Source organism: bacterium (assembly GCA_023150945.1).
Taxonomy (GTDB): domain Bacteria; phylum Zhuqueibacterota; class Zhuqueibacteria; order Zhuqueibacterales; family Zhuqueibacteraceae; genus Coneutiohabitans.
Genome location: JAKLJX010000007.1, coordinates 165537 through 187535, shown reverse-complemented (window position 1 = coordinate 187535; position 21999 = coordinate 165537). Strand labels below are relative to the sequence as shown.

The following is a 21999-nucleotide window of genomic DNA, read 5'->3' as shown; positions in this document are numbered from 1 at the left end:
CCGCCAGGGAGATTTTTATCATGCTGAAGTTTCACAAGACGGCACCTTTCTATCAGCCGCTCGTCCCGCGCGATCTCGGCGCGGACGATCTCCAGCAGGTTTTGGTGGTCAGCGACCTGCATCTCAGTGAAGGCCGCGCCTCCGGCTCGGTCTATTGGGATCGCTTGGAGAATTTCACCTGTGACGATGAATTCGCCGCGTTTCTGCAGCACAAGCGCGAGCGGGCACGCAACAACAAGCAGAAGTGCCTACTGATCCTCAATGGTGACTTCATCGACTTTCTGCGCATCACGCGCACGCCGGCATCACCGGCAGAGTTGCAGGCCTGGCGCAAACTCTTGCAGGAAATCCCGGCGACGTATTTGAAGCAGCGCGACAAGGGGCAGATGCTCGCCGACTTCGACGCGTTCGCTGCGTGCTGGCGCAAGCATGTGTTGGGCCGCAGCCGGTGGAGCGCGTGCACCGCGGCAGGCAGAAGCGTGTTGCAGGAGAAGCGTTATGGACTTGACACGCAGGACTTCAAGTCGGTTTATCGCCTGCATCTCACCTGGCAGGGTCACGCCGCGGTATTCGCGGCGTTGCGAGCCTGGCTGCAGGCCGGTTTTCCGCTTATCATCATCACCGGCAATCATGATCAAGAATTCGACCAGGAACTGGTGCAAGCCTGGTTGCGCCTTCAACTCGAAGTTCCTCCGGACGACCGGCGGCTGCAGTTCTGGGGCCAGGGCGTTGAGCTGTGGCAGGCGATCCGCGTCGAGCATGGCCACCGCTACGAATGGGTCACGGCCACGCCCGAGGCCTGGCAGGAGGCCCGCACGCAGGCGCTTCAGCTTCCGGCCGGTTCCTGGTTCAATCGCTATTTCGTCAATCACATCGAGAGGGTCGTGCCTTATCTTGACAATGTGCGGCCCAGCATTCGCGTGGTGAATTATCTCCTGCGCGCGCACACCGGCACGGCCATCAAGCTGCTGCCACAATTGTGCAAAGCGATTCTCCTGCTCTGGCCGAAGCCGCCGGCGCGCCGGCTGATCTATTTGGGCGGCCTGCAGGTGGCGCGCGTGCTGGTTCCAGTGGCTGTCGCGCTGTGGCTGTATTTCACCAAAAGCGGACCGGAACGCTGGCTGTTGATTCTGCTTGCGCTGATTGCCCTGCCCTGGCTTTTTGCGCAATGGGGCAAACTGCTGCACCAACGCTACGCCCGCGGCAAAGAAGAAGGTCCGCGCGCTGTCATGACGAAAGAATTGCCTCGCCGTGTTGCTACGGCTTCCTTCCTTACCGTGAGCGGGCACACGCACAAGCCCGACAAGCAGTTTTGGCCGGAGGCAAACATGATCTATCTGAATTCCGGAACCTGGACAACCGTTTTTGAAGAAGAGAGCGGTGTGGTGCGCAATGAGTTGAGCAAGTCTTTTGTGGAATTGCGCCGGCTGCCGGCGCACGGCTGGCAGGCAGAGTTGAAGCGTTGGGAGTATTTGCCCGGACCCGAGCGCGAGTTGACGCTGTTGGCGCCGCGGTCGCTCCGGCAATCACCGGAAACCAGCACAATGCCGGCAACCGCTTCCGGAGAGATGAAGGCAAAGCCGGAATTGATTCCGCACGGTAATGGCGCAATGATGCCGGCCTCGGTGTAACGGCAGCGTGGGCATGGCAGCGTCGCGCTCCCTGGCCTCGGCTTTTTGTGAATGATGCCGGCCGCGAGTGGCCACAGCCCAGCCCTTGAGTTGAAAGCGTTGCTGGTGGTGACGATTTGGAATGAACTTGCGCGTGTCATTCGCCGTTCGATGACATGATACGCTGCCACGTGCCAAATCAATTGCCCATTCAAAACTCAAGTGCAAGGGGTTTCCTATGAAAACGATCAGATTGCTGTCCGTGCTGCTGATGTTGAGCCTTATGTCCGCGGCCTGGGCGCAGGGGCCGGGTTCTGCTGCTGCAACATTCTTACTCATTCAGCCTTCCCTGCGCGCCAACGGTATGGGAGGCGCGTCGGTCTCCTCCGCGAAAAACGATGCTCTTGGCATTGCCTTCAATCCTGCGCGACTGGGCGTTTGGGCGAATGAAAATTTCTTCATGGCGGAGTTTTTTCCCGCCAAAAGCGACTGGTTGGCGGGCTTGGCCCCGGATATTTTCTATGACGCCAGGACGTTCATCGCGGGCTATGATCTCAAGAAACTCGATCATCGCTTTCCCGTGAGCCTGGGTGTTGGCTATACACGCGTCAATCTTGATCTCGGCGAAATCGTCGTTACCGGCCCTGATGACCCCACGCCAATAGCCGTGTTGCATACCGTTGAAAGGGCCAAGCTCTGGACCGTCGGGTTGGGCTTCGATTATTGGATCAAAGCCGGATTCGGGTGGAGTTTCAAAAGTATTGAGTCGGAACTAGGCCCCGCCATAAATTTGGTTTATCCTGCCTCGACAAGTATCAAAGCGCATGATTTCGGCGTGGTTTTGTATGCCCCCGGCGAGGAAATCATTGCGCGTCTCACCGGCAAGACACTGGAGCTTCGCCCGGGAGTGCGCCCGGTCTTCGGCGTGGGCTTGGGATATTCGAAAAGCAATATCGGGGATGCCATCAGCTACATTGACGCCGCGCAAGCGGATCCACTGCCGCGCACCGCGAGAGTGGGATTGAGCCTGAACGCCGGGCTTACTAGCACTCGCCACGGTCGCCCGTGGCGTCTCGTCTCTCTCGAACATCAGTATGAGGCTGAACAGTTGCTCGTGCGCAGGGTTGATCGCCACAGCGTCACGTATGCCCATTTCCTGGGCGACATCGACTTCTTCAAGAATGTGATCCTGCGGCAGGAAAATGCCAAAATCATCACCAAGGCCGGCTGGGAACTCGGCGCCAATGAGTTTATATTTCTTCGTTATGGTCATTACCAAGATCCGCTTGGCCGCGTCGAATACAACACCTTCGGCGCGAGCATAAGTTCTTATGGCCTGCTCAATGTGATTTTGGAGCCCTCCCCGCAAAGTTCCTACTTCATTCGGCTGATTACGGAACATATCGAGTTGTGCTATGATTATGGGAGATATGACGTCACCGGTTGGCATCCGCTTTCAGGCACGGATTTTCATGGGGTGAGGATTCGCCTTTTCTGAGGAGAATGCGATGAACGAAGCATTCTTATCGTTGTTGAGCGGCTTGATCTCCGGCGCCATCACCGCGGTGATTACCTACTTTGTCACGCTATCGAAAGCACGGCTGGAGTTGACCGTTGAATATGACAAGGAACTGCGGAAAAGCCGGTTGGAGGCCTATCAAAAATTGTGGAAAATCATGAAGCCGCTGGCGCGCTATTCAGCCGAAAGGCCGCTTACCCATCAAACTGTAAAACAAACCTCGGAAGCGATGCGGGATTGGTATTTCGATGCCGGCGGCATCTTCTTATCTCGCGCGAGCCGCGAGCCTTACTTCGCCTTCAAACAAGAGATGCAGGCGATCATCGACGATTCCAGCCTGCAGGAAGCAACGGACGCGCCGCTGGCAAAGGAATTGATTCACGCGCTGCACGGACGAGGAACATTGCTGCGCGCGAGCCTGTCAGATGATATTGGCACGAGAAAAGGCCCGTTTGTTTGAATGGAGTTGCGCCCGTGTCTGCTAGAGTCGAGCGACGCAAAAAAGGAGGATGATTCAGGGAGATAATGAAGGGTGTTGTGAAAACGCGGGTCTCTGAAATTTCAGCGCGGGGCACAGCGCGCGAAAATAATTCCCAAACCCTCCAGTGTCAAATCCGGCTCGACGCGCTCAACGGTGTCAAGGTAAGGTAGGAACACATTCGCCAGTCCGCCCGTGGCGATAATGTGCGTGTCCTCGCCCAGTTCGCGTTTGATGCGGCGATTGAGGCCGTCGATCAACTCCACCCCGCCGAACATCAAGCCCGCCTGAATACTCGTTTCTGTGGTACGGCCAATCACACTTGGCGGAAATTCCAATTCCACGCGCGGCAGTTTGGCCGACACGTGATGTAAAACAGTTGCCGTGGTCTCCGGCCCCGGCGCGATGATGCCGCCGAGATACTCCGCGTTGCGGGTCACGACGTCGAAGGTCGTGGCCGTGCCGAAATCCACCACCACCAACGGCCCGCCGAATTTGGCATAACCCGCCACCGCGTTGCAAATGCGATCGGCGCCCACTTGCTGTGGATTCTCGTACAGGATTTTGATGCCGGTGTCCAAATCCGAAGTGACGTTTACGGAGGGAACGTTGAGCCGCTGCTGTATCATGCGTTCGAAAACCGGCGTGAGATGCGGCACCACCGAACTGAGCGCACAGCCCCGGATTTGCGCGAGGCCAAAGCCCTCCGATTCCAGCAGCAGCTTCAGCATGATCCAGACTTCGTCGCTGGTGTGGGCGTTCTTGCTGTGCAGCCGCCAGCTTGCCGCGAGGCGGTGTTGTTCGAGCAGGCCGAGCGTGATGTTGGTGTTGCCGATGTCAATGACGAGAAGCATGCCGGGGGTTCTTTCTGGGTGTTGCCGGCGCAGCGGGCCGGCGGTGGGGTGGGAGAGCCTCAGGGGCTGGAAGGCGACCAGCCTTCGCGCGCCAGGGTGATCTCGCCGGCCGAGAAGAATTGCAGGGTGCCGTTGGAAAGCCGCAGGATCAACTCACCGCTGTCGCCAATGCCTTCGAACACACCGGTGGTGATGCGTTTGAGCTTGTCCATCGGTGCCTGCGTCACGGTCAGGTGCTGGCCGAAATCGCGGCAGCGGCTGCACCACGCGGCTTTGAGCAGCACCAGTTTGCTGCGCAGATTGCCGAACAGGTTTTTCTCCAGCGCGGCCAGCAGCTCGAGCAACAGATGCTGGCGATCGACCGGATGTCCGCAAATCTGTTCCAGCGAAGTGGCGCGGTCGCGCAGCTCGCCGGGAAATTCCTGCGGCTGTTGCGACACGTTCACGCCGATGCCGGCAATGATCGCCTCGATTTCATCCTGCACGATTTGCGTTTCACACAGGATGCCGCACACTTTCCGGCTTTCAAACAACACGTCGTTCGGCCATTTCACTTGAAATTCCTGCCGGCAAAACTTCGAAAACACTTCCGCCACCACCGCTGCAATCGCCAGTGAAATCATGCCGAGTTTTTCGGGCGCAAGCTGCGGCCGCAACAACACGGAGAACCACAAGCCCTTGCCGGCCGGCGATTGCCAGGGCCGCTGCAGGCGGCCGCGGCCCGCGGTTTGTTCATCCGCCAACACCACACTGCCGGTGGCCGCGCCGCGCCGTGCCGCACGCTTGAGAAAATCATTGGTGGAAGTGATGCGGTTGAAAACGATCAGTTGGCGGCCGACGATTCGCGTCGGCAGCAGGGATTGCAGGGTGTCCGGATTCCAGAAGGGAGTCTCAGTGCGTCGGCTCATGGGGCTGCGTCGTGCTGGAAGGCATCGTTGTCATCGTCACAATTCGTCATAACCATTCACGAAGGCCATCGGTATTGGTAACCGGCCCGGCCTCGACGCCGGAGAGTACGAAAACATTCGTTCAGACTCAAGGGCAAATTATCGAGGCCAGTGTCATCTTACTCACGCAGCAAGCATGACGCCCGCGTCCGCTTGCGGCAGACAGGGGTGGCATCTTAGGCTCATCGATGAAATGCCAAATCCGATTTGCCTTGGTGCCTGTGGCACGGCAGAGCCGCAAAGGTTCCGCACAGAATCGCTCGTGCCTGTTCAGAAATGAAGAAACCACCCGGACGCTCGGCCCGGAAGCGTGCACGGGTCGAACAAAACGCGTTCTTATTCATGACGAAACGCCCGGGCGATAATGATTCCGGGCAGACGCTGGCCAGGCAGTTTGGCGACTCTGCGTGAGTTTCCCCTTTTCAGGTTCCGGCGCGTCCAGGCTGGATACTCGTCATTCACTGCACGATGCTTGACAAAGGCCTGAGCCATCGGGCCGGCTATTTCGCCTGATACCTCCCAAACACCTCGCGCAGCGAATCCGCGATTTCTCCCAGCGTCACATAGCCCTCGACACAGGCGATGATGTGCGGCATGAGATTCTCTTTGCCCCGGGCCGCGGTTTCCAGTCTCTGCCGCAGCTCGCTGGCTTTGGCATGGTCGCGGCGGCGGCGCAACTCGGACAGCCGCTGGATTTGCTGCGCTTGAATGCGGGGATCGACGCGCAAAAGATCGATCTTCTTTTCTTCTTTCACTTGAAATTTGTTGACGCCCACGATGATCTTTTCCCCGCGTTCGATGGCTTGCTGGTATTCCCACGCGCGCCGGCCAATCTCCTCCTGAAAATACCCGGCTTCGATTGCGGCCACCGCGCCGCCGAGGGCATCGATGCGCTTGAGGTATTCCTCGGCGCGGCGCTCGATTTCGTTGGTGAGGCTTTCGACCAGATAGCTGCCGCCGATGGGATCCGTGACCGCGGCCACGCCGCTTTCATAGGCGATGATCTGCTGCGTGCGCAGCGCGATCATCACCGATTCCTCGGTGGGCAGCGCCAGCGCTTCGTCGCGGGAATTGGTGTGCAGCGATTGGGTGCCGCCCAGCACCGCGGCGAGTGCCTGCAGGGTCACGCGCACGATGTTGTTGTCGGGCTGCTGCGCGGTCAGGGTTGCGCCCGCGGTTTGCGTGTGAAAGCGCAGCAGCAGGGCTTTGGGATTGGTCGCGCCGAATCTTTCCTTCATGAGGCGCGCCCACAGCCGCCGCGCCGCCCGGAACTTGGCAATCTCCTCGAAGAAGTTGTTGTGGCTGTTGAAGAAAAACGACAGGCGGGGTCCGAAGACGTTCACGTCCAGACCGCGCTTGACGGCCTGACGCACATACTCGATGGCATTGGCAAAGGTGAATGCCACTTCCTGCACTGCGTCCGAGCCGGCCTCGCGAATGTGATAGCCGCTGATCGAGATCGGATTCCATTTGGGCGTGTGTTGCGAGCAGAACTCGAACATGTCGGTCACCAGCCGCAGCGAGGGCGCGGGCGGAAAGATGTAGGTGGCACGCGCGATGTACTCCTTTAAGATATCATTCTGCACCGTGCCGCTGATCGCGTGCAAGTCCGCATTCTGCTTTTTCGCCACTGCGATGTAAAGCGCCAGCAGAATCGCGGCGGTGGCATTGATCGTCATCGAAGTGGTGACCGTCTCCAGGCGGATGCCGTCGAACAGGCGTTCCATGTCCTCCAGACTCGAGATTGCCACACCCACTCTGCCGACTTCACCGTCGGCCAGTTTGTGATCGGAGTCATAGCCCATTTGGGTGGGCAGATCAAAGGCGGTGGACAGGCCGGTTTGGCCCTGCGAGAGCAGATAGCGAAAGCGGGCATTGGTGTCTTCCGCCGTGGCATAGCCGCTGTATTGCCGCATGGTCCACAGCCGGGCGCGGTACATTTCCGCGAAGAGGCCGCGGGTGAAGGGGTATTCGCCGGCAGGCTCCGGCGCCGCTGGGACGTCCGCGGCCGTGTAGAGATTCTTGAGTTCGATTTCGGCGTCGGTTTTCATGGCAATTTCCTTGTGCGAATGAGCCTGACATGCCCGCAGGCTTGGGCGTGCGAGTTGGGCGTGATTTGCGCGATTTGACAAGAGTGTTCCTGTCACGGCATGGCCGTGGCATCAAAGACCTCGGAGTTTCCACGTTGCTCGAAGTACTGGAAACCCGGATTCAGCCGAGATTGGAGCATTTTCAGATTGAGACGAATTATTTACCTGTAGCATCAAAATGGCGTTCGCGCGGATGAAACTGGCGATGAACTTCCTTCAAGTACGCGCGATCGAGATGGGTGTAGATCTGAGTGGTGGCCAAATCGGCATGACCGAGCATTTCCTGCACCGCGCGCAAATCCGCGCCGCCTTCCAGCAAGTGGGTGGCGAACGAATGGCGAATGGTGTGCGGCGAGGCGGGTTTGGTGATGCCGGCTGCCTGCAAATGGCCGCGCAGAATTTTCCACACGCCCATGCGCGAGAGCTTGCCGCCGCGCGCGTTGACAAAGACCTTGTCCTGCGCGCGCCGCCGAATCAGCCGCGGCCGGGCGTGCGTGAAATACTCCTGCAGCCACCTGACCGCGACTTCGCCGATGGGCACCAGCCGTTCCTTCTGCCCTTTGCCGAAGATGCGCACCAGGCGCTGCGGCAGGAAGAGATCATCCATTCCCAATTCGATGGCCTCCGAAACGCGCGCGCCGGTGGCATAGAGAAACTCCAGCAGGGCGCGATCGCGCACGCCCAGCACCGTACTGACCTCCGGCTGCTGCAGCAATTGTTCGATATCGGAGATGTCCAGCACCCGGGGAATCTTTTGGCTTTGGCGCGGCAGCGCGATTGGCTCCGCCGGATCGTGATTGCAGTATTTCTCGCCGACGAGATAGCGATGAAACATGCGAATGGCGGCAAGCTGCCGGCCGATGCTGGTGGTGGCAAGCCCCAATTGCGTCAGCTCGGTGAGCAGTGCGCGGATGTCGGTGACGGTGACCTGGTCGGGGGTGGTGAGGCCGCGGCCGGCGAGGAACGCCGTATAGCGGCGTAAATCAAAACCGTAGGAGATGACCGTATTGTGGGCGAGGTGTTTCTCGGCGCGCAGGTAGTCGAGAAATTCAGAGAGGTAATTTCCCAGCGCTGTGTTCAATGCCGATTATCTGGTTGGGGCAGAAGAAGTTCATGCACCGAGAGCAAGCTGCACATCTCTGCGGAACGCTTTCGGTTATTTCCGCCGGCGCGGCGCGGCCTTTTGCCGGGATGACTTGGCCGCTTTTCTCGCGGTCTTTTTCGGCCGTTGGGCTTTCTTGGGCTTGGGTAGAATGTTTTCGGTGAGCGAGAGCGCGATGCCGGAGAGCATCACTTCCGGGCCGAGCGTGGTGAAATCGCCTGACAACACTCTGGCATCCACATTGGCGAACAACGAGCAACCGGCTTCCTTCTCGATGATCAAGCCGCACACTTTGCCCTTGTTTTCCGCGACAAAGGTGACCTCACCCAGGGACTCGCTGACGACGTAGCCGGTGCAGAAATGAAGCTGGAGATGGCTCGACGCGGTGTAGACCGAGATCAAGCTGCCCTTGTTTCTGCCGATGGCGATGTCCGGATAAATTTCCAGCGAGAGCCGCCGTCCTGATTCGGGATGGTCGAGCACCATGCGAAAGTTGTTGCCACGCTGCTTGGTCTCCGTCTGCAACGCTTCGGCAATCTTCTGGATGGCTTTGGCATCAAACTTCACATTCACTCCTCAGCGTGATCAGGCCCGCCGGGCAGGCGGTAACTCGGCACTGGTTCGGTGCGCCCCGGTCACAGCTTGATGACTTTGGTAGCCTGCAATCCCTTTTCACCCGGCACACATTCGAATTCGACCTCCGCCCCTTGCGGCAGCGTCCGGAAGCCTTCCATTTGAATCACAGAAAAATGCACGAACACGTCTTCGCCCCCATCGAGCTGCTCGATGAAGCCATACCCCTTGTTCTCGTTGAACCACTTGACCCGGCCACGCGGCATACGTTCGACAACCTCCATCTCTGCGCCAGCCCGCAGTTTCCGCACGCAATTGCCCGAGCGGAAACGCGCGCCGGCTCGTTTAAGCGCAAAAAATATAGACAGTTTTTGTTTGGATGTCAAGCGCAATTTCGGCCGCCACGAGCAACCTTGGCAACAAAACGCTTGAAATTGGCGGACGGAGAATTAGATTGACGGCCATTGCCACGCGCGTACGCGCCGGATTGTGCCGATCCCGCGCGGCACGCCCTGTTTTGAACCCAGTCCTCGGAGGTGAGATATGCCAACCAGTCCTTTGGCGGTTTTGGTGGCAGCGCTGGTCTATTTTGTGTTGGGAGGTTTGTGGTATTCACCCGTTATGTTCGCGAAGCCCTGGATGGCGCTGGTAGGTACTTCGGAGGAGGCGATCAAGCAGAAGGGAGGAGCGGCCAAGGCCTACCTGGTGGGCATCGTCTGCGCGCTGATCATCGCGTTTGTGCTTGCAATTTTCGTGGAGCAACACCCGACGGCGAATTTGTTCACCGGCGCGCAAACCGGTTTGATGGCCGGCTTGGGATTGGTGGCCATGACCGCATTCACCACCAGCACCTTTGAGGGCAGGCCGCTCAAGCTTTTCCTCATCGATGCCGGATACAACGTCGTGGGCTTCATTCTCGCCGGCGCGATTCTGGGCGCCTGGTGATAGACGCGCTGCCGCAACGTCGTTTAGCCTGCACTCGCCGAAGCACGGCGCAAAGCTTTCGCCAAGCCACGGTGAAAAGATTGGGCCGGCAGCCCAGTTGCCGGCCCCGCGATTTTGCCCGGCTTGGGCTTGACAGTGCGTGAGTTCACGGTTTCCAGTTCGATTGATCACAGCCGCACAATCTCGCGGGAGGCGTGCGGCTGTGGTGCAAGTAGTTTGTCCGGCTTGGTTGGAAGATTTCCTCGCATGTCTCTCTCCTCGACCGTCCCGGAAATGCCACCGCCGTTGCGCTGGCTCTTTCTCGATTTGAATGCGTATTTTGCCTCCATCGAGCAAGAGCTGCGGCCCGAGCTGCGCGGCAAACCGGTGGGCGTGGTGCCGGTGATGACGGACAGCACGTGTTGCATCGCTGCGAGTTATGAAGCCAAAGCCTTCGGCGTCAAAACCGGCACCATCGTGCGCGACGCCAAAAAGCTTTGCCCAAAAATTCAATTGGTCGAAGCGCGGCATCGCGTTTATGTCGAGTATCATCACAAAATCGTGCAGGCGGTGGAATCCTGCCTGCCGGTGGCCGCGGTGTTGTCGATTGACGAAATGGCGTGCCGGCTGATTGGGCGGGAGCGTGAACTTGAGAAGGCGCTGGCCTTTGGCCGGAAAATCAAACAGGCGTTGCGGGAAAAAGTGGGCAGCACGCTGCGCTGTTCTGTCGGCCTGGCACCCAACCGATTTTTGGCGAAAGTTGCAACGGATTTGCAGAAGCCTGACGGCCTGGTGGTGATTCGCGCCGAAGATCTGCCCGGGATTCTTCATCCTTTAGAATTGCAGGATTTGCCGGGCATCGGCGCACGCATGAACACGCGCCTGCTCAAGCACGGCGTTTATACCGTACAACAGCTTTGCGCGCTTTCGAAAAGCGAGATGAGCAAAGTTTGGGGCGGAATTGTCGGCGAACGCTTTTGGCACTGGCTGCGCGGCGATGATTTGCCGGAGATCGCAACGCAGCGACGCACGGTCGGGCATTCGCATGTGTTGCCGCCGGAATTGCGCAATGACGAGGGCGCCTACGCCGTGGCGAAAAAACTCGTGCACAAAGCCGCGGTGCGGTTGCGGCACATGAATTATTGGGCGGGTGTGTTGGCGGTGAATATCCGCTTCAGTGGGGAAGAGGGCTGGTCGGAACAAATCAGCATGGTCGAATGCCAGGACACTTTGACGATGCTCGAGGCGCTGGCGAGGTTATGGCAAGAACGCCCGCATGGAAACCCCGTGGCAGTGAGCGTGACGCTGCTCGATCTCGTGCCGAACGAGTTGCACAATCTCTCGCTGTTCGAAGATCCCAAGCGCAGCAAACTCGCGCAGGCGATGGATGCCATTAACGCAAAATACGGCAACGGCGTCGTCTACTTCGGCGGCATTCACGCTTCCAAACATGCCGCGCCCACGCGCATTGCGTTCAGCAGCATTCCGGATCTGTGGACGTTTGAATGAGAATACTGTGATCAGGATTTTCCCTTGCGCTTTTCAACTTGTTGTGTCAAATTAGGAAAACTTCGAACTTAAGTACGGTTAGGTTTTGTCGTCGTTGAACATAGGAGCGTGCCATGGAAGAAACAAATATGGATGCCTTTTCTAAAGATTGTGGAACATTCAGGGGCAGAAATTTTTGTGATGAAAAATGTTCCGCGGCTCCTTGGATCTGCGGAACATGATCAGATTAACGAGGTCGCACATGCCCTGGGCTTTAAGATGGCGTTTACCAAACTCTGTACAGCGGACTACGGCGTACCTCAAACCCGCTGGTGCGCCTTTATCATCGGATGTAAGTTTATAGATCTAAGCATGCTCTTTCCCCCAAGATTGATAGCGAACCAGCACCCTTGATTTGGATTTCGGGCGAAGTCCAGCCAAAAAAGCACAGATACTGGGCAATTCCAGAAGAAGTCATGACCTATTTCGACCTGTAGGAACACATTCTAAAGAAAGCTGGATGAGGTGCATCTAATGAAAATTTCCCTCACGATCGAGACTGAATTCGGTGATACCATTGCCGTGCCACTGACGGCAGAAGGCGACCGAGAATCAGGCAAACTGATAATAGACGGCGTTCCTTACCATATTGAGCGAATAGAACACGCATCTTTGAGACACAACTATCTTGTTGACAGGGATAGAGACTACGATCCCCAGCATGACAAGAACGGTATGTGCGTTGTTATAGCGCCATACAGCAAGAAATGAGGTCAGCAGTGGACAAGTATGGCACAGAGTGGAGCAGAGATGAGTTGATCTTGGCTCTTCACGCCTACTGTCAAATTCCATTCGCGAAGACAAGGGCGTCGAATCCGGACGTGATAGCCCTAGCCAATCTCCTTGGTCGGACACCAGGTTCGGCAGCTCGTAAACTTGGCAACTTGGGTGCGTTTGACCCAACGCTTGCTCAAAAGGGTATATCCGGCCTTAGGCATGTCGCGAAGACAGATAGGGCAATATGGGAGGAGTTCTATGGTAACTGGGATGCACTTGTCAGAGAAAGTCAACGAATCAGAAAAAAACTTGGCGCCTCGACTCCAAAAACACCCGAAATTTTTCGTCTACCTGAAAGAGCTACTGAGCGTCGAGGCATCACAAAGCAGCGAGTTTACCAGGATTTCTTCCGGCGTAGTGTGCTTGCGGGCTACGATTCTGTTTGCTGCGTCTGTCAGTGTGATCTCCTCCAATTACTCGTAGCTAGTCATATCGTCCCTTGGTCAGTTGACAAGAAGAACCGTCTGAATCCGGAGAACGGGTTTTGCTTCTGCCTCCTGCACGACGGGGCCTTTGATTCTGGTCTGCTTACTGTCACGGAGTCTTTCACTATCCGCGTGGCCGACGAAGCGCGTCGCAGTAACAACATTTTCGTGCGGCAAACAATACTAGACTTCGACGGAAAAATGGTTCAAAAACCACGTCGTTTTGTTCCGAAGGCAGAATTTTTGGATTGGCATCGTAGAAACGTCTTTAGGAAATGAGGTTTTTTGTCGCTTATTACCTATTTCGGAAAGGTTTTCACAACCCCCAAAATAAGGAAAGCTGCACGGAGCGAGTATGCTAGACGAATTCGAGAACTTTGGGGCGAGGAATGCTCTCAAATCAAGAGCCATGTAGACCGAGCCGATCTAAAGCCTGGGCAGTACATACTTGAAACGTTGGAATGTAAGCCTGTCATTGCTCGAGGCATTTCGCCCCAACTGCGAAACAAGATTCTTGAGCGGAACGGATTCACCTGCCAATTGTGCGGTGCCGGGCCTGGCGATCCAGATCCGTTCAATCCAAATCGCAAAGTCAGACTCCACATTGATCACATTAAGCCAATCAGCCAAGGTGGGTCAGATGACGAAGAGAATCTCCGTGTTCTGTGTTCCGCCTGTAATCAAGGTCGGGCAAATATTCAGCCGCCTTCAGATACAGCACTTAACATTCTTGGGAGAATCAGGAAACTACCCAAAAACGAGCAGAAGGAAGTTTTTGACTTCCTGAGGCGGAAATTCACTGTCGATAAATGATAAAATGGAAAACAAATAGTTATAGCAAACGGCGCTCCGCTCCCGCTTAACCGAAGTGTTGGAGTAATCCTTTTCGGATCATATTATGCCCCTCACCATCCCCGTCGGCGTTTCCAATCGCCACTTTCACCTTTCGCAAGCGGACGTCGAAAAGCTCTTCGGCTCGACCGGGCTCGCCGGAACCGGCGCCGGCTATCAGCTCACCAAACTGCGCGACATCTCGCAAAAAGGCCAGTTTGCCGCGAATGAAACCGTTGACGTCATCGGCCCCAAAGGCAGACTCGAACGCGTGCGCGTAGTCGGCCCGGCGCGCGGGCAGACACAACTGGAAATTTCTCGCACCGATGCCATCGCTCTCGGCATCAATCCGCCGGTGCGTTATTCCGGCGATTTGAAAGGCTCAGCCGGCGCACGGCTGGTCGGCCCGAAGGGAGAAGTGGAATTGCATGAAGGCATCATCATTCCACAGCGCCACATTCACATGAGTCCCGCGGACGCGAAGAAATTCGGCGTGAAAGATCGCGATCGCGTCATCGTTACGCCGCTGCCCAAAATGCTGCCGGCGGGCAGTGAAGATCGCGGCGTTATTTTTGATAATGTTTTGATCCGCGTCGATCCTTCCTTTGTACTCGATTTTCATTTAGACACCGATGAAGCCAATGCGGCGGGACTCACGAATGGCGACAAAGTCTATATTACCGGCCACTCGAAGAACGTCGAAGCGTCAGTAAAATTGATCACCGAAAACGACGTGCGCCGCGCCATTCTGGAAAAAAGAAGAATGAAAGTGCCTGCGGGCGCCAAGGTGACGCCCGCTGCGGCCGAGTTGGCCAAATCGCATAAGGTGTTTGTTTGAAGTAGCAGGTTTCTGGTCGCTGGATACTCGATGCTGGATAATACTGTCGAATTGCAAAAGGTAGCGGGTGCCATCACACCTTCTTCATGAAAAATTCTGCGCCTCTTTTTCGTCTGCTCTGCCAGGGCCATTGGCTGCCCCGTCAAGTGAGAGTTAATTTCCAAGATCATCTTCATGTATTGCCGCCGCCGCATGCCGGGCGGGCAGAGGCGTTTTGGCAGGAGTTGGCGGCAAACGCCGGCAATCACTTCTACAATGGCGAGCTATTTCGGTTGGAGAAATTTTCAGCAAATCCGGAGCTTCTGGAGTTGAGCTTGACGCGAACTTGCTATCGCGATCAGCTTTACAATAATGCCCATATCCATGAAATGGGCGAAGCCGCAGCCACACGCGGCCTGGGCGTCAGCGCCATTGTCGTCACCTCGGATGACTATACGCCCATCATTCGCCGCAGCATGCACTTGGGCGAAGCGCCCGGCATGCTGGACGTCATCGGCGGGCATGCGCATCCGAACCTGCATCTGCGCGCAGGCCAGCCGGATTTGTTTGCCGCCATCGCCGATGAAGTCACGGCCGAGTTGGGCCTGATGCCCGAGGAGGTAAATGTCGAATGCTGCAATGGCATCGTCGAGCATCCCGCCACATTGAAACCGGATATCGTTTTTTTGACGCGCATCAAATCCACAATGGCGCAACTCAAACAGTCCGCGCAGCATGCCAGCGAAGCAGAGGAATTCACCGAATTGCTGGCGGTACGGGTCTCCGCCGTGACCGAATTTATCGCAGCTCATCGCATGGAATTGACGGCCCCGGCGCTGGGCTGCCTGACGATTTTGGCAACGTCATAATCGAACGCATTTCGCAACGTTGACGCTGGCATCCACACCGCAATTGTCACTCTGAAAGAATCTTGTGCAGCAACTGCCCGCTCGCGAGTACTTCGCAAGTCCCTTGCGTTGTCGCGAGTACTTCACAGGATCCCTTCGGGATGACAGGCTGGTGGTTAATGGCATTATTTGAGATTCTCAGAGTGAGGTGACATGGCAGGTTCCCCCCTGGATGAGAGAACCGGTGGTTGATGACAAATCTCGAGTTTCATGGAGTGAGGTCATATGACAAGTTTTTTTATCAAACGGCACTTGATCGTCGCGTCGGCTGCGCTCAGCCTGCTGGGCTGCGCGGCCGGGACTCGATTGAAAGAAAAAGACACAGACGCCGTCGCGGTCTTACGGCGGCGCATTGACGCCATTCTCGCCGACTCCGCGCTCGCGCGCTCGACGTCAGGTGTGAAAGTCGTATCCCTGCAAACCGGCGAGGTGCTGTATGAACGCAATGCGGACCTATTGTTTCATCCTGCCTCGAATCAAAAGCTGCTCACCTCCGCGACCGCGCTCAAGCTGCTCGGCCCGGATTTCACACTCAACACCAGCCTGGACTGCGATTCCGCGGCTTTGCGCGACGGCATCATCCATGGTGATCTTTGCCTCGTGGGCCGCGGCAATCCCGATTTGACGACGAATGATTTGTTCGGCCTGGCACAATCGCTGGCGCAGAAGGGCATTCGTGAGATTCGCGGTAATCTGCTGTGCGACGATTATTACTTTGACGACGTGCGCTGGGGCGCGGGCTGGATGTGGGACGATGATTATGAACGCTTCTCCGCGCTGGCGGTGAACGACAACACTGTGACCATTACCGTTTCTCCGGCTGCGCGTATCGGGGAAATCGCGCAGGTACAAATCGTCCCGAACACGCCGCACACCGATATCATCAACACCAGTGTGACGGCGGCAAGCAAGGCGCAAATGGATTCATTGCGTCTGCCAAGTCTTTCGGTTAGCCGGCGCGGCGCGAATGTCTTTGTAGTCGAGGGCGCGCTGGCGCTCGCCGAGAAACCGCAGAAGTTCGAGCGGACCGTCGCGCAGCCCGAAGTTTTTGCCGGGCAGATTCTGCGCGAATTGCTGCGGCAAAACGGCATCAAGTTCAACGGCAGCGTATTGCGCGGTTTGCGTCCGGCACAGGCGGTGACGCTCGCCGAGCATCGCGCGCCGCTCATGCCGTTGTTGCTGAATCTCAACAAGATTTCGGATAATTTGAGCGCGGAGTTGTTGTTGAAGGTGGTGGCGGCCGAACGCGCCGGCCGGCCGGGTACGGGTGAGAAGGGCATGTCGGTGATTCGCCGGTTTCTGGCCACTGCACAAGTCGATACCAACGCGCTGAATCTGGCGGACGGCTCGGGTGTGTCGCGCTACAACCTCATCACGCCGGATGAAATCGTGAAGCTGCTGATCGCGATGTGGCGGGATTTCTCGGTGCGCAACGAGTTTCTGACCACGCTGCCGATTGCCGGCGTGGATGGCACGTTGGCCAATCGCATGAAAGGCACGGCGGCCGCGGGCATTCTGCGGGCGAAAACCGGGAGCTTGAGCGGGGTCAGTTCGCTGTCAGGCTACACCACGACGGCAGAGGGCGAGGAGATTGTGTTTGCGATGATGATGCAGCATTTTTTGGGTTCCGCCGGCGGCGTTCGGCGCGTGCAGGACAAGATCGGCGCGGAGATGAGCGGGTTTCGGAGAAGGTAACGAGGTATTGAGCGCTTGGAATCAGTCTACTTCTTTCTTTCTTGATAGGATCTCAAACCATAGCCGCTTCCTACGCCGCTCGCAAAAACCACCAAGAGCTTCAAGAACTCTGTAAGCAACTCCTGGTTTTGAGGCGCCAGAAAGAAGATCAAGGCAAGCAAAGAACCCAGCCCCAAGGTCACATATACAAGGTGAAACCACCGATTTGTGCTCTGCAATTTGTACTTGTTTTCATCTTCCTTTTGACTATAATCGAGAAACTTGTCGATATGTTGAGGTGTGAATTTTTCGAACAGGGGGTGCGATGGCGCTCGCCGAGAGACGGTTTGCATCATTGCCATCTGCATTTGAAACATCTTGCGAGCCGGCTCCGGAATCTGCTCTGCAATAACGTCGGCAAAATTCTCTTCCATTTCGGCTTTGTTCTGTGCCTGCGAGGCCTTACCGCTCTCATTTTCCTTTTTTGGTCCCTTGTCGCCGGGATCTGAGTCAGATTCTTCGATTGACCGCGACGAGGGTGGGTTGGTATTTGCTTTGCTAGGCATATACCTTCTCCAGAAAACGATCCATATGGGCTTCTAACCTGTCATCCCACACTGTTTCTTTGTCCTCCAAAAGTCTTTCAAGCCTCTCTTGCAGGTAAACCTGTAGCGAGAGTTGGATCCAAAGGTCATTGAGGAATTCCAAAGTCTCATGGTCCAGCGGCTCTTGATGATTATCGGACGATGTGGCGGCAACACGGTATTTGCCTTGAGTGTTCGCCATAATTGCGCACATACACAAAAGACGGAGTGAGTAACCGGGGAGTGTCAAGCACATTTAACAGTTGTGATGTAAAATAGCTGCAAATGTCAAAAAGTCAAGAACAATTCTGCTGCTCAGTACAGGCTTTGGGGTGGAGTTGCGGTTGGCATCATTTCGTGAACCCGATGCCAGCCTGCTGGTGGGGGGCGCTGGCTGGAAACCGTTGCCGGGTAATGGTATTCGCAATTGGCCGAAACAAAAAAAGCCATCCCATTGCGGGGATGGCTTTTCTGTTTCGGCTTTCTATGCGCGGCGCGTCAGAAGCGAAACACGCTGAATTGCAGATATTTTGAAGGGTTCTTCTTCACGTCTTCCAGCAGGCGATTGGCCTCATCGACCGTGCGGTTGAATTTGTCGTACAGCTCTTCATCATACATGGCCTTGCCCACCGCGCCCTGGCGGTTTTCCACCATGGCCAGCAGCTTTTGCGCCGAAGTCACGGCGCTGTCGAGTTTGGCCATGACCGCCGGCAAATTCGCGGTGCTGGCGTTCATGTTGCCGATGATGCTGTCCACCGAGGCGTTGTTGGTTTGCCAGAAGGCGCGTAGCTCGCGCGAGATGCTGTCAAACCGGGCGATGGTGTTGCTGAGGTGGCGGCGGTCCTTGTCGAGGTTGTAATTGATCTTGTTGGAAATGCTTTCCATGTTGATCAAAGTGGCGGAAACCGCGCGCTGGGCGGAGCGATCGAGCGCCGAGTCCACTGCGGTGTTGATGCGTTGCAGCAGCCCCTTGGTTTCGGCCATGATTTCGTTCATGCCGCCGCCGGCATCGGCGAGGTCACTGATGTATTCGCCGACAATGGTGTCGCCTTTTTTGAGCGCTTCCGGCGCCGTGCCGGGCATCAGGTCAATGTATTTTTCACCGATCATGCCGATGCTGCGAATGGCGCAGCGCGAATCCCGGCTGAACGGGGTTTGGCCGTTGAGCCAGGCGCGCACGACCACGTGGCCCTGATCGAGCCGCATGTCGAGAATGCGTCCGACCTTGTAGCCGCCCACGGTGATGGCATCGTTCTTTTCGAGACCGGTGACGTTGTTGAAAATGATGTTGATTTCAAACCCGTGCTGCCGGACGGGTATGTCGCGCAGGAAAACGTAGCCGTAGATTCCAATCGCGATCGCGGCCAGAATCATTGCGCCCACGATCACTTCATTTGTCCATCGCCGCATGGCGTAGCTCCCAAACAGATCAAAGATGACGAAAAACGCACGGCCCAACCTGGACCTGATTTGGCTTTGTCCTGAAACGGTGACTTGCGGTTGATTTTTGCGAGGAATTACGGCCTGGCTGATCAACGCGCCGAACCAGCCGGCGCGGCCGCCTCACGCTTCCTCGCGCTTCAACCATTCGTGTCCGCGCGCGCTTTCCAGGAATTCGAGCACCGCCGGCTCATCGCTTTGTGCCAGCTCCTCGGGCGTGCCATAGAAGTGAATCCTGCCTTCGTGCAGCATGGCGACCTTGTGCGCGACGCGGTAAACGCTGTGCATGTCGTGGGTCACCACGATCGAGGTCACGCCGAGCTGGTTGTTCAAATCGAAGATCACCTGGTTGATGGAATCCGCGCGCGGCGGATCGAGCCCGGTGGTGGGTTCGTCGTAGAGCAGAAACTGCGGCTTCATCGCCAGCGCGCGCGCGATCGCGGCCCGCTTTTTCATGCCGCCGCTCAGCTCGGCCGGAAACTTCGGCTCCACGCCCGCCAGGCCGACCATGCTCAGTGATTCCGCGATGCGGTCTTTGATCTCGCGGCTGGTCAATTTGGTATGGCGGATCAAGCCCATTGCCATGTTTTCTTCGATGGTCATGGAATCGAACAGGGCCGAGCCTTGAAACACCATGCCGATCTTCTTGCGGACTTCGACGAGGCGGGGATAGGGAAGCCGCGGGATGTCTTCGCCGTCCACCAGCACCGAGCCGGCCTCCGGCTTCAACAAACCGATGATGTGTTTGAGCAGCACCGACTTGCCGCACCCGCTGCCCCCGATGATCGCGGTGGTACAGCCATCCTCGATCGTCAGGTTCACGCCGCGCAAAACCGGCAGGTCTTCAAATTGTTTCTGCAGATTTTCAATGACTATCATGCGTGCAACGTAAGCTGAGACCACCTTTTTTTGCCGCCGGCCTGCGGCCGTAGAGCCGGCGCCGGGCGCATCACGCCAGGATGACGGTGGCCATGACAAAATCCAGAGTAAGAATCATCAAGCACGCCGCCACCGCCGCTTTGGTGGCGGCGCTGCCCACGCCCTCCGCGCCCTGCTTGGCGTTGAAGCCCTGATAGCAGGCGACCATGATGATGGACGCGCCGAACAGGATCGATTTGGAAATGGGCAGGGCAAAGTCGCGCCAGTTGGCATATTGCTTCGCCCCCTTGAAGAACTCGAAGGTGGTGATGTCGGCGAGCGAGACGGCGGTGAGCCAGCCGGAAATCATGGCGATGAAAGCGGCAAAAGCGGCCAGCGCCGGCAGCATTACCATGCCGGCGATCAGGCGCGGCACCACCAGATAGGCCACGGGATTGAAGGCCATGGCCTCCAGGGCATCGATCTGCTCGGTCACTTTCATCGTGCCGATTTCCGCGGCTATGGCCGCGCCCACGCGGCCGGCGAGCACCAGCGCCGTCATGGCCGAGGCCAGCTCCTGCATCACGGCTTTTTCCACCACGGTGCCGGTGATGTAGAGCGGCACGGTTTGGGTAAACTGATGCACTGCCTGCAGCGCGGTGACCATGCCCATGAACATCGAAATATAAGCGACCACGGGCAGGGACTGGACGCCGATTTTCATCATCTGCTCGGCCACCAGGCCCGCCCAGGTCCGCATGTCCGCGAAGGCAAGCAGTGTGCGATACATGAGCTTGCCGAAGCTGCCAACGTGGTACAAGAAGTTGAAGACTGCTGCCCCGACTTTCTGGAACAGAGCGATCATGTTAGTTCACGCTTTTCGATAAGTTGGCCGGCGCCGGCGACTGCTGCTTGGCGGGCGGCATGGTGCCGAAAATATAATCCCACAGCGGGGTGCTCACGCCGTAGCCGCGGTCTTCATTCTGGAAATGGTGTTTCATGTGATGGTGCTTGAGCCACAGGCCCGCCCGGCTTTTCAAGGAAAAGTGGTGCGTGGCGTAGTGGATCATGTCATAGCACAGATAGCCAACCAGATAGCCGGCAAACGTCGGGGCAAAGTAGGTGGGTCCGAAGATCATCCAGAACAAACCGCCGAACAGCAACGCCAGCGGCAGGCTGACCACTGGCGGCATCACCAGGCGGGTGGAATCATTAGGATAGTCATGGTGAATGCCGTGAAACAGAAAGTGAATCTTGCCGCCCAGTCGCGATTTGGGGTGATAGTGAAACACGAAGCGGTGCAAAACATACTCGGTCAACGTCCACAAGAACACGCCTGCGACAAACATGCCGGCGGCGGCAGGCAGAGTGATCGAGGTTTTCAGCGCCGCGTGATAGAACAAATAGAGCACCACTGGAACGTAGAGGAACAGTGGCACGGTGAAATGGACATGCGTGAAAAACTCGAGAAAATCGTTTTTGAAAAGCCGCGCGGTTTCATCTTTGTTGGAAACGAAACGCTGAGCCATCGCATCCTCCTTCACTAGCTCTGATTACGGGGTACTCGATCTTTTCCGCCGCCGGGGAACCGCTCCGGCCTTCCGGGAAGGACCGCGACAGCCGGGCGGCGAAAAACTTAAAGCGGCGGTAAAGATCGGCAAAAATATCTTGTCATTCAAGCCCAAAATTTGAATGGTCCAGGCATGCCTGGTGTCTCGGTTTTGGCCGCCCCCGCTCTCGAATAAACCATGCAGACCCGCCGCTTCATCCCGCTTTTGCTGAGAAAAATCTTGCCTTTGTAAACCAGTTTCCAGATATTGCGCCCGCATTGCGATTTGCTCAACGGTGCTGCCGTTGAGTTGTCTGCGCGGCGAGCTTGATCCCAGGTACGAGCTTTTCCCCCACACCGCCGTGACTGCGCGAAGGTCCTCCTGCAAGCATTCAAGTTCATGGAAGGCATGGCATTTCGCTATGAGCCCAGGCTCACCCAGAACCAGCTCTTTGTTCTCCGCCAGCAAGCCCTCCAACCATCGACCTTCC

At 56.9% G+C, this 21999-nt stretch carries 23 protein-coding genes and 1 pseudogene; 11 read left to right on the top strand and 13 right to left on the bottom strand.

Annotation, left to right across the window (positions count from 1 at the left end):
• Window positions 1-20 precede the first annotated feature (20 nt).
• The 3 genes from L6R21_11795 (at window position 21) to L6R21_11785 (ending at window position 3589) form a co-directional block, all read left to right on the top strand.
• Entirely contained in the window at window positions 21-1631 is a 1611-nt protein-coding gene (locus L6R21_11795; protein ID MCK6559868.1) for a hypothetical protein, read from the top strand.
• 217 nt (window positions 1632-1848) lie between these two features.
• The gene (locus L6R21_11790; GenBank protein MCK6559867.1) at window positions 1849-3108 is read left to right on the top strand and encodes a hypothetical protein; all 1260 of its coding nucleotides are present in this window, start codon (window positions 1849-1851) and stop codon (window positions 3106-3108) included.
• A gap of 10 nt (window positions 3109-3118) precedes the next feature.
• Complete coding sequence (locus tag L6R21_11785; protein ID MCK6559866.1) at window positions 3119-3589, top strand: hypothetical protein; 471 nt, start codon at window positions 3119-3121, stop codon at window positions 3587-3589.
• Between the two features lie 101 nt (window positions 3590-3690).
• On the opposite strand, the gene L6R21_11780 is transcribed toward L6R21_11785, so the two are convergent.
• From L6R21_11780 to L6R21_11755, 6 genes are all read right to left on the bottom strand, one after another.
• Window positions 3691-4461 (bottom strand): type III pantothenate kinase, encoded by a 771-nt coding sequence (locus tag L6R21_11780; GenBank protein MCK6559865.1) that lies wholly within the window; start codon window positions 4459-4461, stop codon window positions 3691-3693.
• A gap of 59 nt (window positions 4462-4520) precedes the next feature.
• The gene (locus L6R21_11775; protein MCK6559864.1) at window positions 4521-5369 is read right to left on the bottom strand and encodes a biotin--[acetyl-CoA-carboxylase] ligase; all 849 of its coding nucleotides are present in this window, start codon (window positions 5367-5369) and stop codon (window positions 4521-4523) included.
• Window positions 5370-5908: 539 nt separating this feature from the next.
• Window positions 5909-7459 carry a methylmalonyl-CoA mutase family protein gene (locus L6R21_11770; GenBank protein MCK6559863.1) on the bottom strand — a complete coding sequence of 517 codons (1551 nt, stop codon included), beginning with the start codon at window positions 7457-7459 and terminating at the stop codon, window positions 5909-5911.
• Window positions 7460-7655: 196 nt separating this feature from the next.
• Complete coding sequence (xerD, locus tag L6R21_11765; protein MCK6559862.1) at window positions 7656-8579, bottom strand: site-specific tyrosine recombinase XerD; 924 nt, start codon at window positions 8577-8579, stop codon at window positions 7656-7658.
• Between the two features lie 75 nt (window positions 8580-8654).
• A complete protein-coding gene (locus L6R21_11760) occupies window positions 8655-9167 on the bottom strand; it encodes a hypothetical protein (protein ID MCK6559861.1) in 513 nt (170 codons plus the stop codon).
• A 68-nt stretch (window positions 9168-9235) separates the two neighbouring features.
• Window positions 9236-9439: a cold shock domain-containing protein gene (locus tag L6R21_11755; protein MCK6559860.1), complete on the bottom strand. Its 204-nt coding sequence runs from the start codon at window positions 9437-9439 to the stop codon at window positions 9236-9238.
• Between the two features lie 277 nt (window positions 9440-9716).
• Here L6R21_11755 and L6R21_11750 point away from each other — a divergent pair, with 277 nt between their 5' ends.
• The 8 genes and pseudogenes from L6R21_11750 (at window position 9717) to dacB (ending at window position 17098) form a co-directional block, all read left to right on the top strand.
• Complete coding sequence (locus tag L6R21_11750; protein MCK6559859.1) at window positions 9717-10118, top strand: DUF1761 domain-containing protein; 402 nt, start codon at window positions 9717-9719, stop codon at window positions 10116-10118.
• A 246-nt stretch (window positions 10119-10364) separates the two neighbouring features.
• Window positions 10365-11606 (top strand): DNA polymerase, encoded by a 1242-nt coding sequence (locus tag L6R21_11745; protein MCK6559858.1) that lies wholly within the window; start codon window positions 10365-10367, stop codon window positions 11604-11606.
• A 180-nt stretch (window positions 11607-11786) separates the two neighbouring features.
• Window positions 11787-11999: a DNA cytosine methyltransferase gene (locus L6R21_11740; GenBank protein ID MCK6559857.1), complete on the top strand. Its 213-nt coding sequence runs from the start codon at window positions 11787-11789 to the stop codon at window positions 11997-11999.
• 120 nt (window positions 12000-12119) lie between these two features.
• Window positions 12120-12356 (top strand): hypothetical protein, encoded by a 237-nt coding sequence (locus L6R21_11735; GenBank protein MCK6559856.1) that lies wholly within the window; start codon window positions 12120-12122, stop codon window positions 12354-12356.
• 8 nt (window positions 12357-12364) lie between these two features.
• Window positions 12365-13126, top strand: coding sequence for an HNH endonuclease (locus L6R21_11730; GenBank protein MCK6559855.1), 762 nt, complete (start codon window positions 12365-12367; stop codon window positions 13124-13126).
• 619 nt (window positions 13127-13745) lie between these two features.
• Window positions 13746-14345, top strand: a pseudogene (locus L6R21_11725) (phosphate propanoyltransferase).
• Between the two features lie 485 nt (window positions 14346-14830).
• Window positions 14831-15364 carry a hypothetical protein gene (locus L6R21_11720; protein MCK6559854.1) on the top strand — a complete coding sequence of 178 codons (534 nt, stop codon included), beginning with the start codon at window positions 14831-14833 and terminating at the stop codon, window positions 15362-15364.
• A 264-nt stretch (window positions 15365-15628) separates the two neighbouring features.
• The gene (dacB, locus tag L6R21_11715) at window positions 15629-17098 is read left to right on the top strand and encodes a D-alanyl-D-alanine carboxypeptidase/D-alanyl-D-alanine-endopeptidase (GenBank protein ID MCK6559853.1); all 1470 of its coding nucleotides are present in this window, start codon (window positions 15629-15631) and stop codon (window positions 17096-17098) included.
• Window positions 17099-17124: 26 nt separating this feature from the next.
• On the opposite strand, the gene L6R21_11710 is transcribed toward dacB, so the two are convergent.
• The 7 genes from L6R21_11710 to L6R21_11680 form a co-directional block, all read right to left on the bottom strand.
• Window positions 17125-17643 carry a hypothetical protein gene (locus L6R21_11710; GenBank protein ID MCK6559852.1) on the bottom strand — a complete coding sequence of 173 codons (519 nt, stop codon included), beginning with the start codon at window positions 17641-17643 and terminating at the stop codon, window positions 17125-17127.
• Window positions 17636-17863: a hypothetical protein gene (locus L6R21_11705; protein ID MCK6559851.1), complete on the bottom strand. Its 228-nt coding sequence runs from the start codon at window positions 17861-17863 to the stop codon at window positions 17636-17638. Before L6R21_11705 ends, L6R21_11710 begins: the two co-directional genes overlap by 8 nt.
• 296 nt (window positions 17864-18159) lie before the next feature.
• A complete protein-coding gene (locus L6R21_11700) occupies window positions 18160-19071 on the bottom strand; it encodes an MlaD family protein (GenBank protein ID MCK6559850.1) in 912 nt (303 codons plus the stop codon).
• Window positions 19072-19224: 153 nt separating this feature from the next.
• The gene (locus L6R21_11695) at window positions 19225-19980 is read right to left on the bottom strand and encodes an ABC transporter ATP-binding protein (GenBank protein ID MCK6559849.1); all 756 of its coding nucleotides are present in this window, start codon (window positions 19978-19980) and stop codon (window positions 19225-19227) included.
• A gap of 70 nt (window positions 19981-20050) precedes the next feature.
• Window positions 20051-20824 carry an ABC transporter permease gene (locus tag L6R21_11690; protein MCK6559848.1) on the bottom strand — a complete coding sequence of 258 codons (774 nt, stop codon included), beginning with the start codon at window positions 20822-20824 and terminating at the stop codon, window positions 20051-20053.
• Window position 20825: 1 nt separating this feature from the next.
• Window positions 20826-21488 carry a sterol desaturase family protein gene (locus tag L6R21_11685; protein MCK6559847.1) on the bottom strand — a complete coding sequence of 221 codons (663 nt, stop codon included), beginning with the start codon at window positions 21486-21488 and terminating at the stop codon, window positions 20826-20828.
• 24 nt (window positions 21489-21512) lie between these two features.
• Entirely contained in the window at window positions 21513-21986 is a 474-nt protein-coding gene (locus L6R21_11680) for a hypothetical protein (protein MCK6559846.1), read from the bottom strand.
• Window positions 21987-21999 lie beyond the last annotated feature (13 nt).

Bases quoted from the DNA above. Each gene is read 5' to 3' on its own strand.
- L6R21_11710 (MCK6559852.1), bottom strand. From the start codon at position 17,643: ATGCCTAGCAAAGCAAATACCAACCCACCCTCGTCGCGGTCAATCGAA.
- L6R21_11705 (MCK6559851.1), bottom strand. From the start codon at position 17,863: ATGGCGAACACTCAAGGCAAATACCGTGTTGCCGCCACATCGTCCGAT.
- L6R21_11785 (MCK6559866.1), top strand. From the start codon at position 3,119: ATGAACGAAGCATTCTTATCGTTGTTGAGCGGCTTGATCTCCGGCGCC.
- L6R21_11740 (MCK6559857.1), top strand. From the start codon at position 11,787: ATGAAAAATGTTCCGCGGCTCCTTGGATCTGCGGAACATGATCAGATT.
- L6R21_11755 (MCK6559860.1), bottom strand. From the start codon at position 9,439: ATGCCGCGTGGCCGGGTCAAGTGGTTCAACGAGAACAAGGGGTATGGC.
- dacB (MCK6559853.1), top strand. From the start codon at position 15,629: ATGACAAGTTTTTTTATCAAACGGCACTTGATCGTCGCGTCGGCTGCG.
- L6R21_11700 (MCK6559850.1), bottom strand. From the start codon at position 19,071: ATGCGGCGATGGACAAATGAAGTGATCGTGGGCGCAATGATTCTGGCC.
- L6R21_11695 (MCK6559849.1), bottom strand. From the start codon at position 19,980: ATGATAGTCATTGAAAATCTGCAGAAACAATTTGAAGACCTGCCGGTT.
- L6R21_11795 (MCK6559868.1), top strand. From the start codon at position 21: ATGCTGAAGTTTCACAAGACGGCACCTTTCTATCAGCCGCTCGTCCCG.
- L6R21_11775 (MCK6559864.1), bottom strand. From the start codon at position 5,369: ATGAGCCGACGCACTGAGACTCCCTTCTGGAATCCGGACACCCTGCAA.
- L6R21_11745 (MCK6559858.1), top strand. From the start codon at position 10,365: ATGTCTCTCTCCTCGACCGTCCCGGAAATGCCACCGCCGTTGCGCTGG.
- L6R21_11735 (MCK6559856.1), top strand. From the start codon at position 12,120: ATGAAAATTTCCCTCACGATCGAGACTGAATTCGGTGATACCATTGCC.
- L6R21_11770 (MCK6559863.1), bottom strand. From the start codon at position 7,459: ATGAAAACCGACGCCGAAATCGAACTCAAGAATCTCTACACGGCCGCG.
- L6R21_11780 (MCK6559865.1), bottom strand. From the start codon at position 4,461: ATGCTTCTCGTCATTGACATCGGCAACACCAACATCACGCTCGGCCTG.
- L6R21_11685 (MCK6559847.1), bottom strand. From the start codon at position 21,488: ATGGCTCAGCGTTTCGTTTCCAACAAAGATGAAACCGCGCGGCTTTTC.
- L6R21_11750 (MCK6559859.1), top strand. From the start codon at position 9,717: ATGCCAACCAGTCCTTTGGCGGTTTTGGTGGCAGCGCTGGTCTATTTT.
- L6R21_11790 (MCK6559867.1), top strand. From the start codon at position 1,849: ATGAAAACGATCAGATTGCTGTCCGTGCTGCTGATGTTGAGCCTTATG.
- L6R21_11690 (MCK6559848.1), bottom strand. From the start codon at position 20,824: ATGATCGCTCTGTTCCAGAAAGTCGGGGCAGCAGTCTTCAACTTCTTG.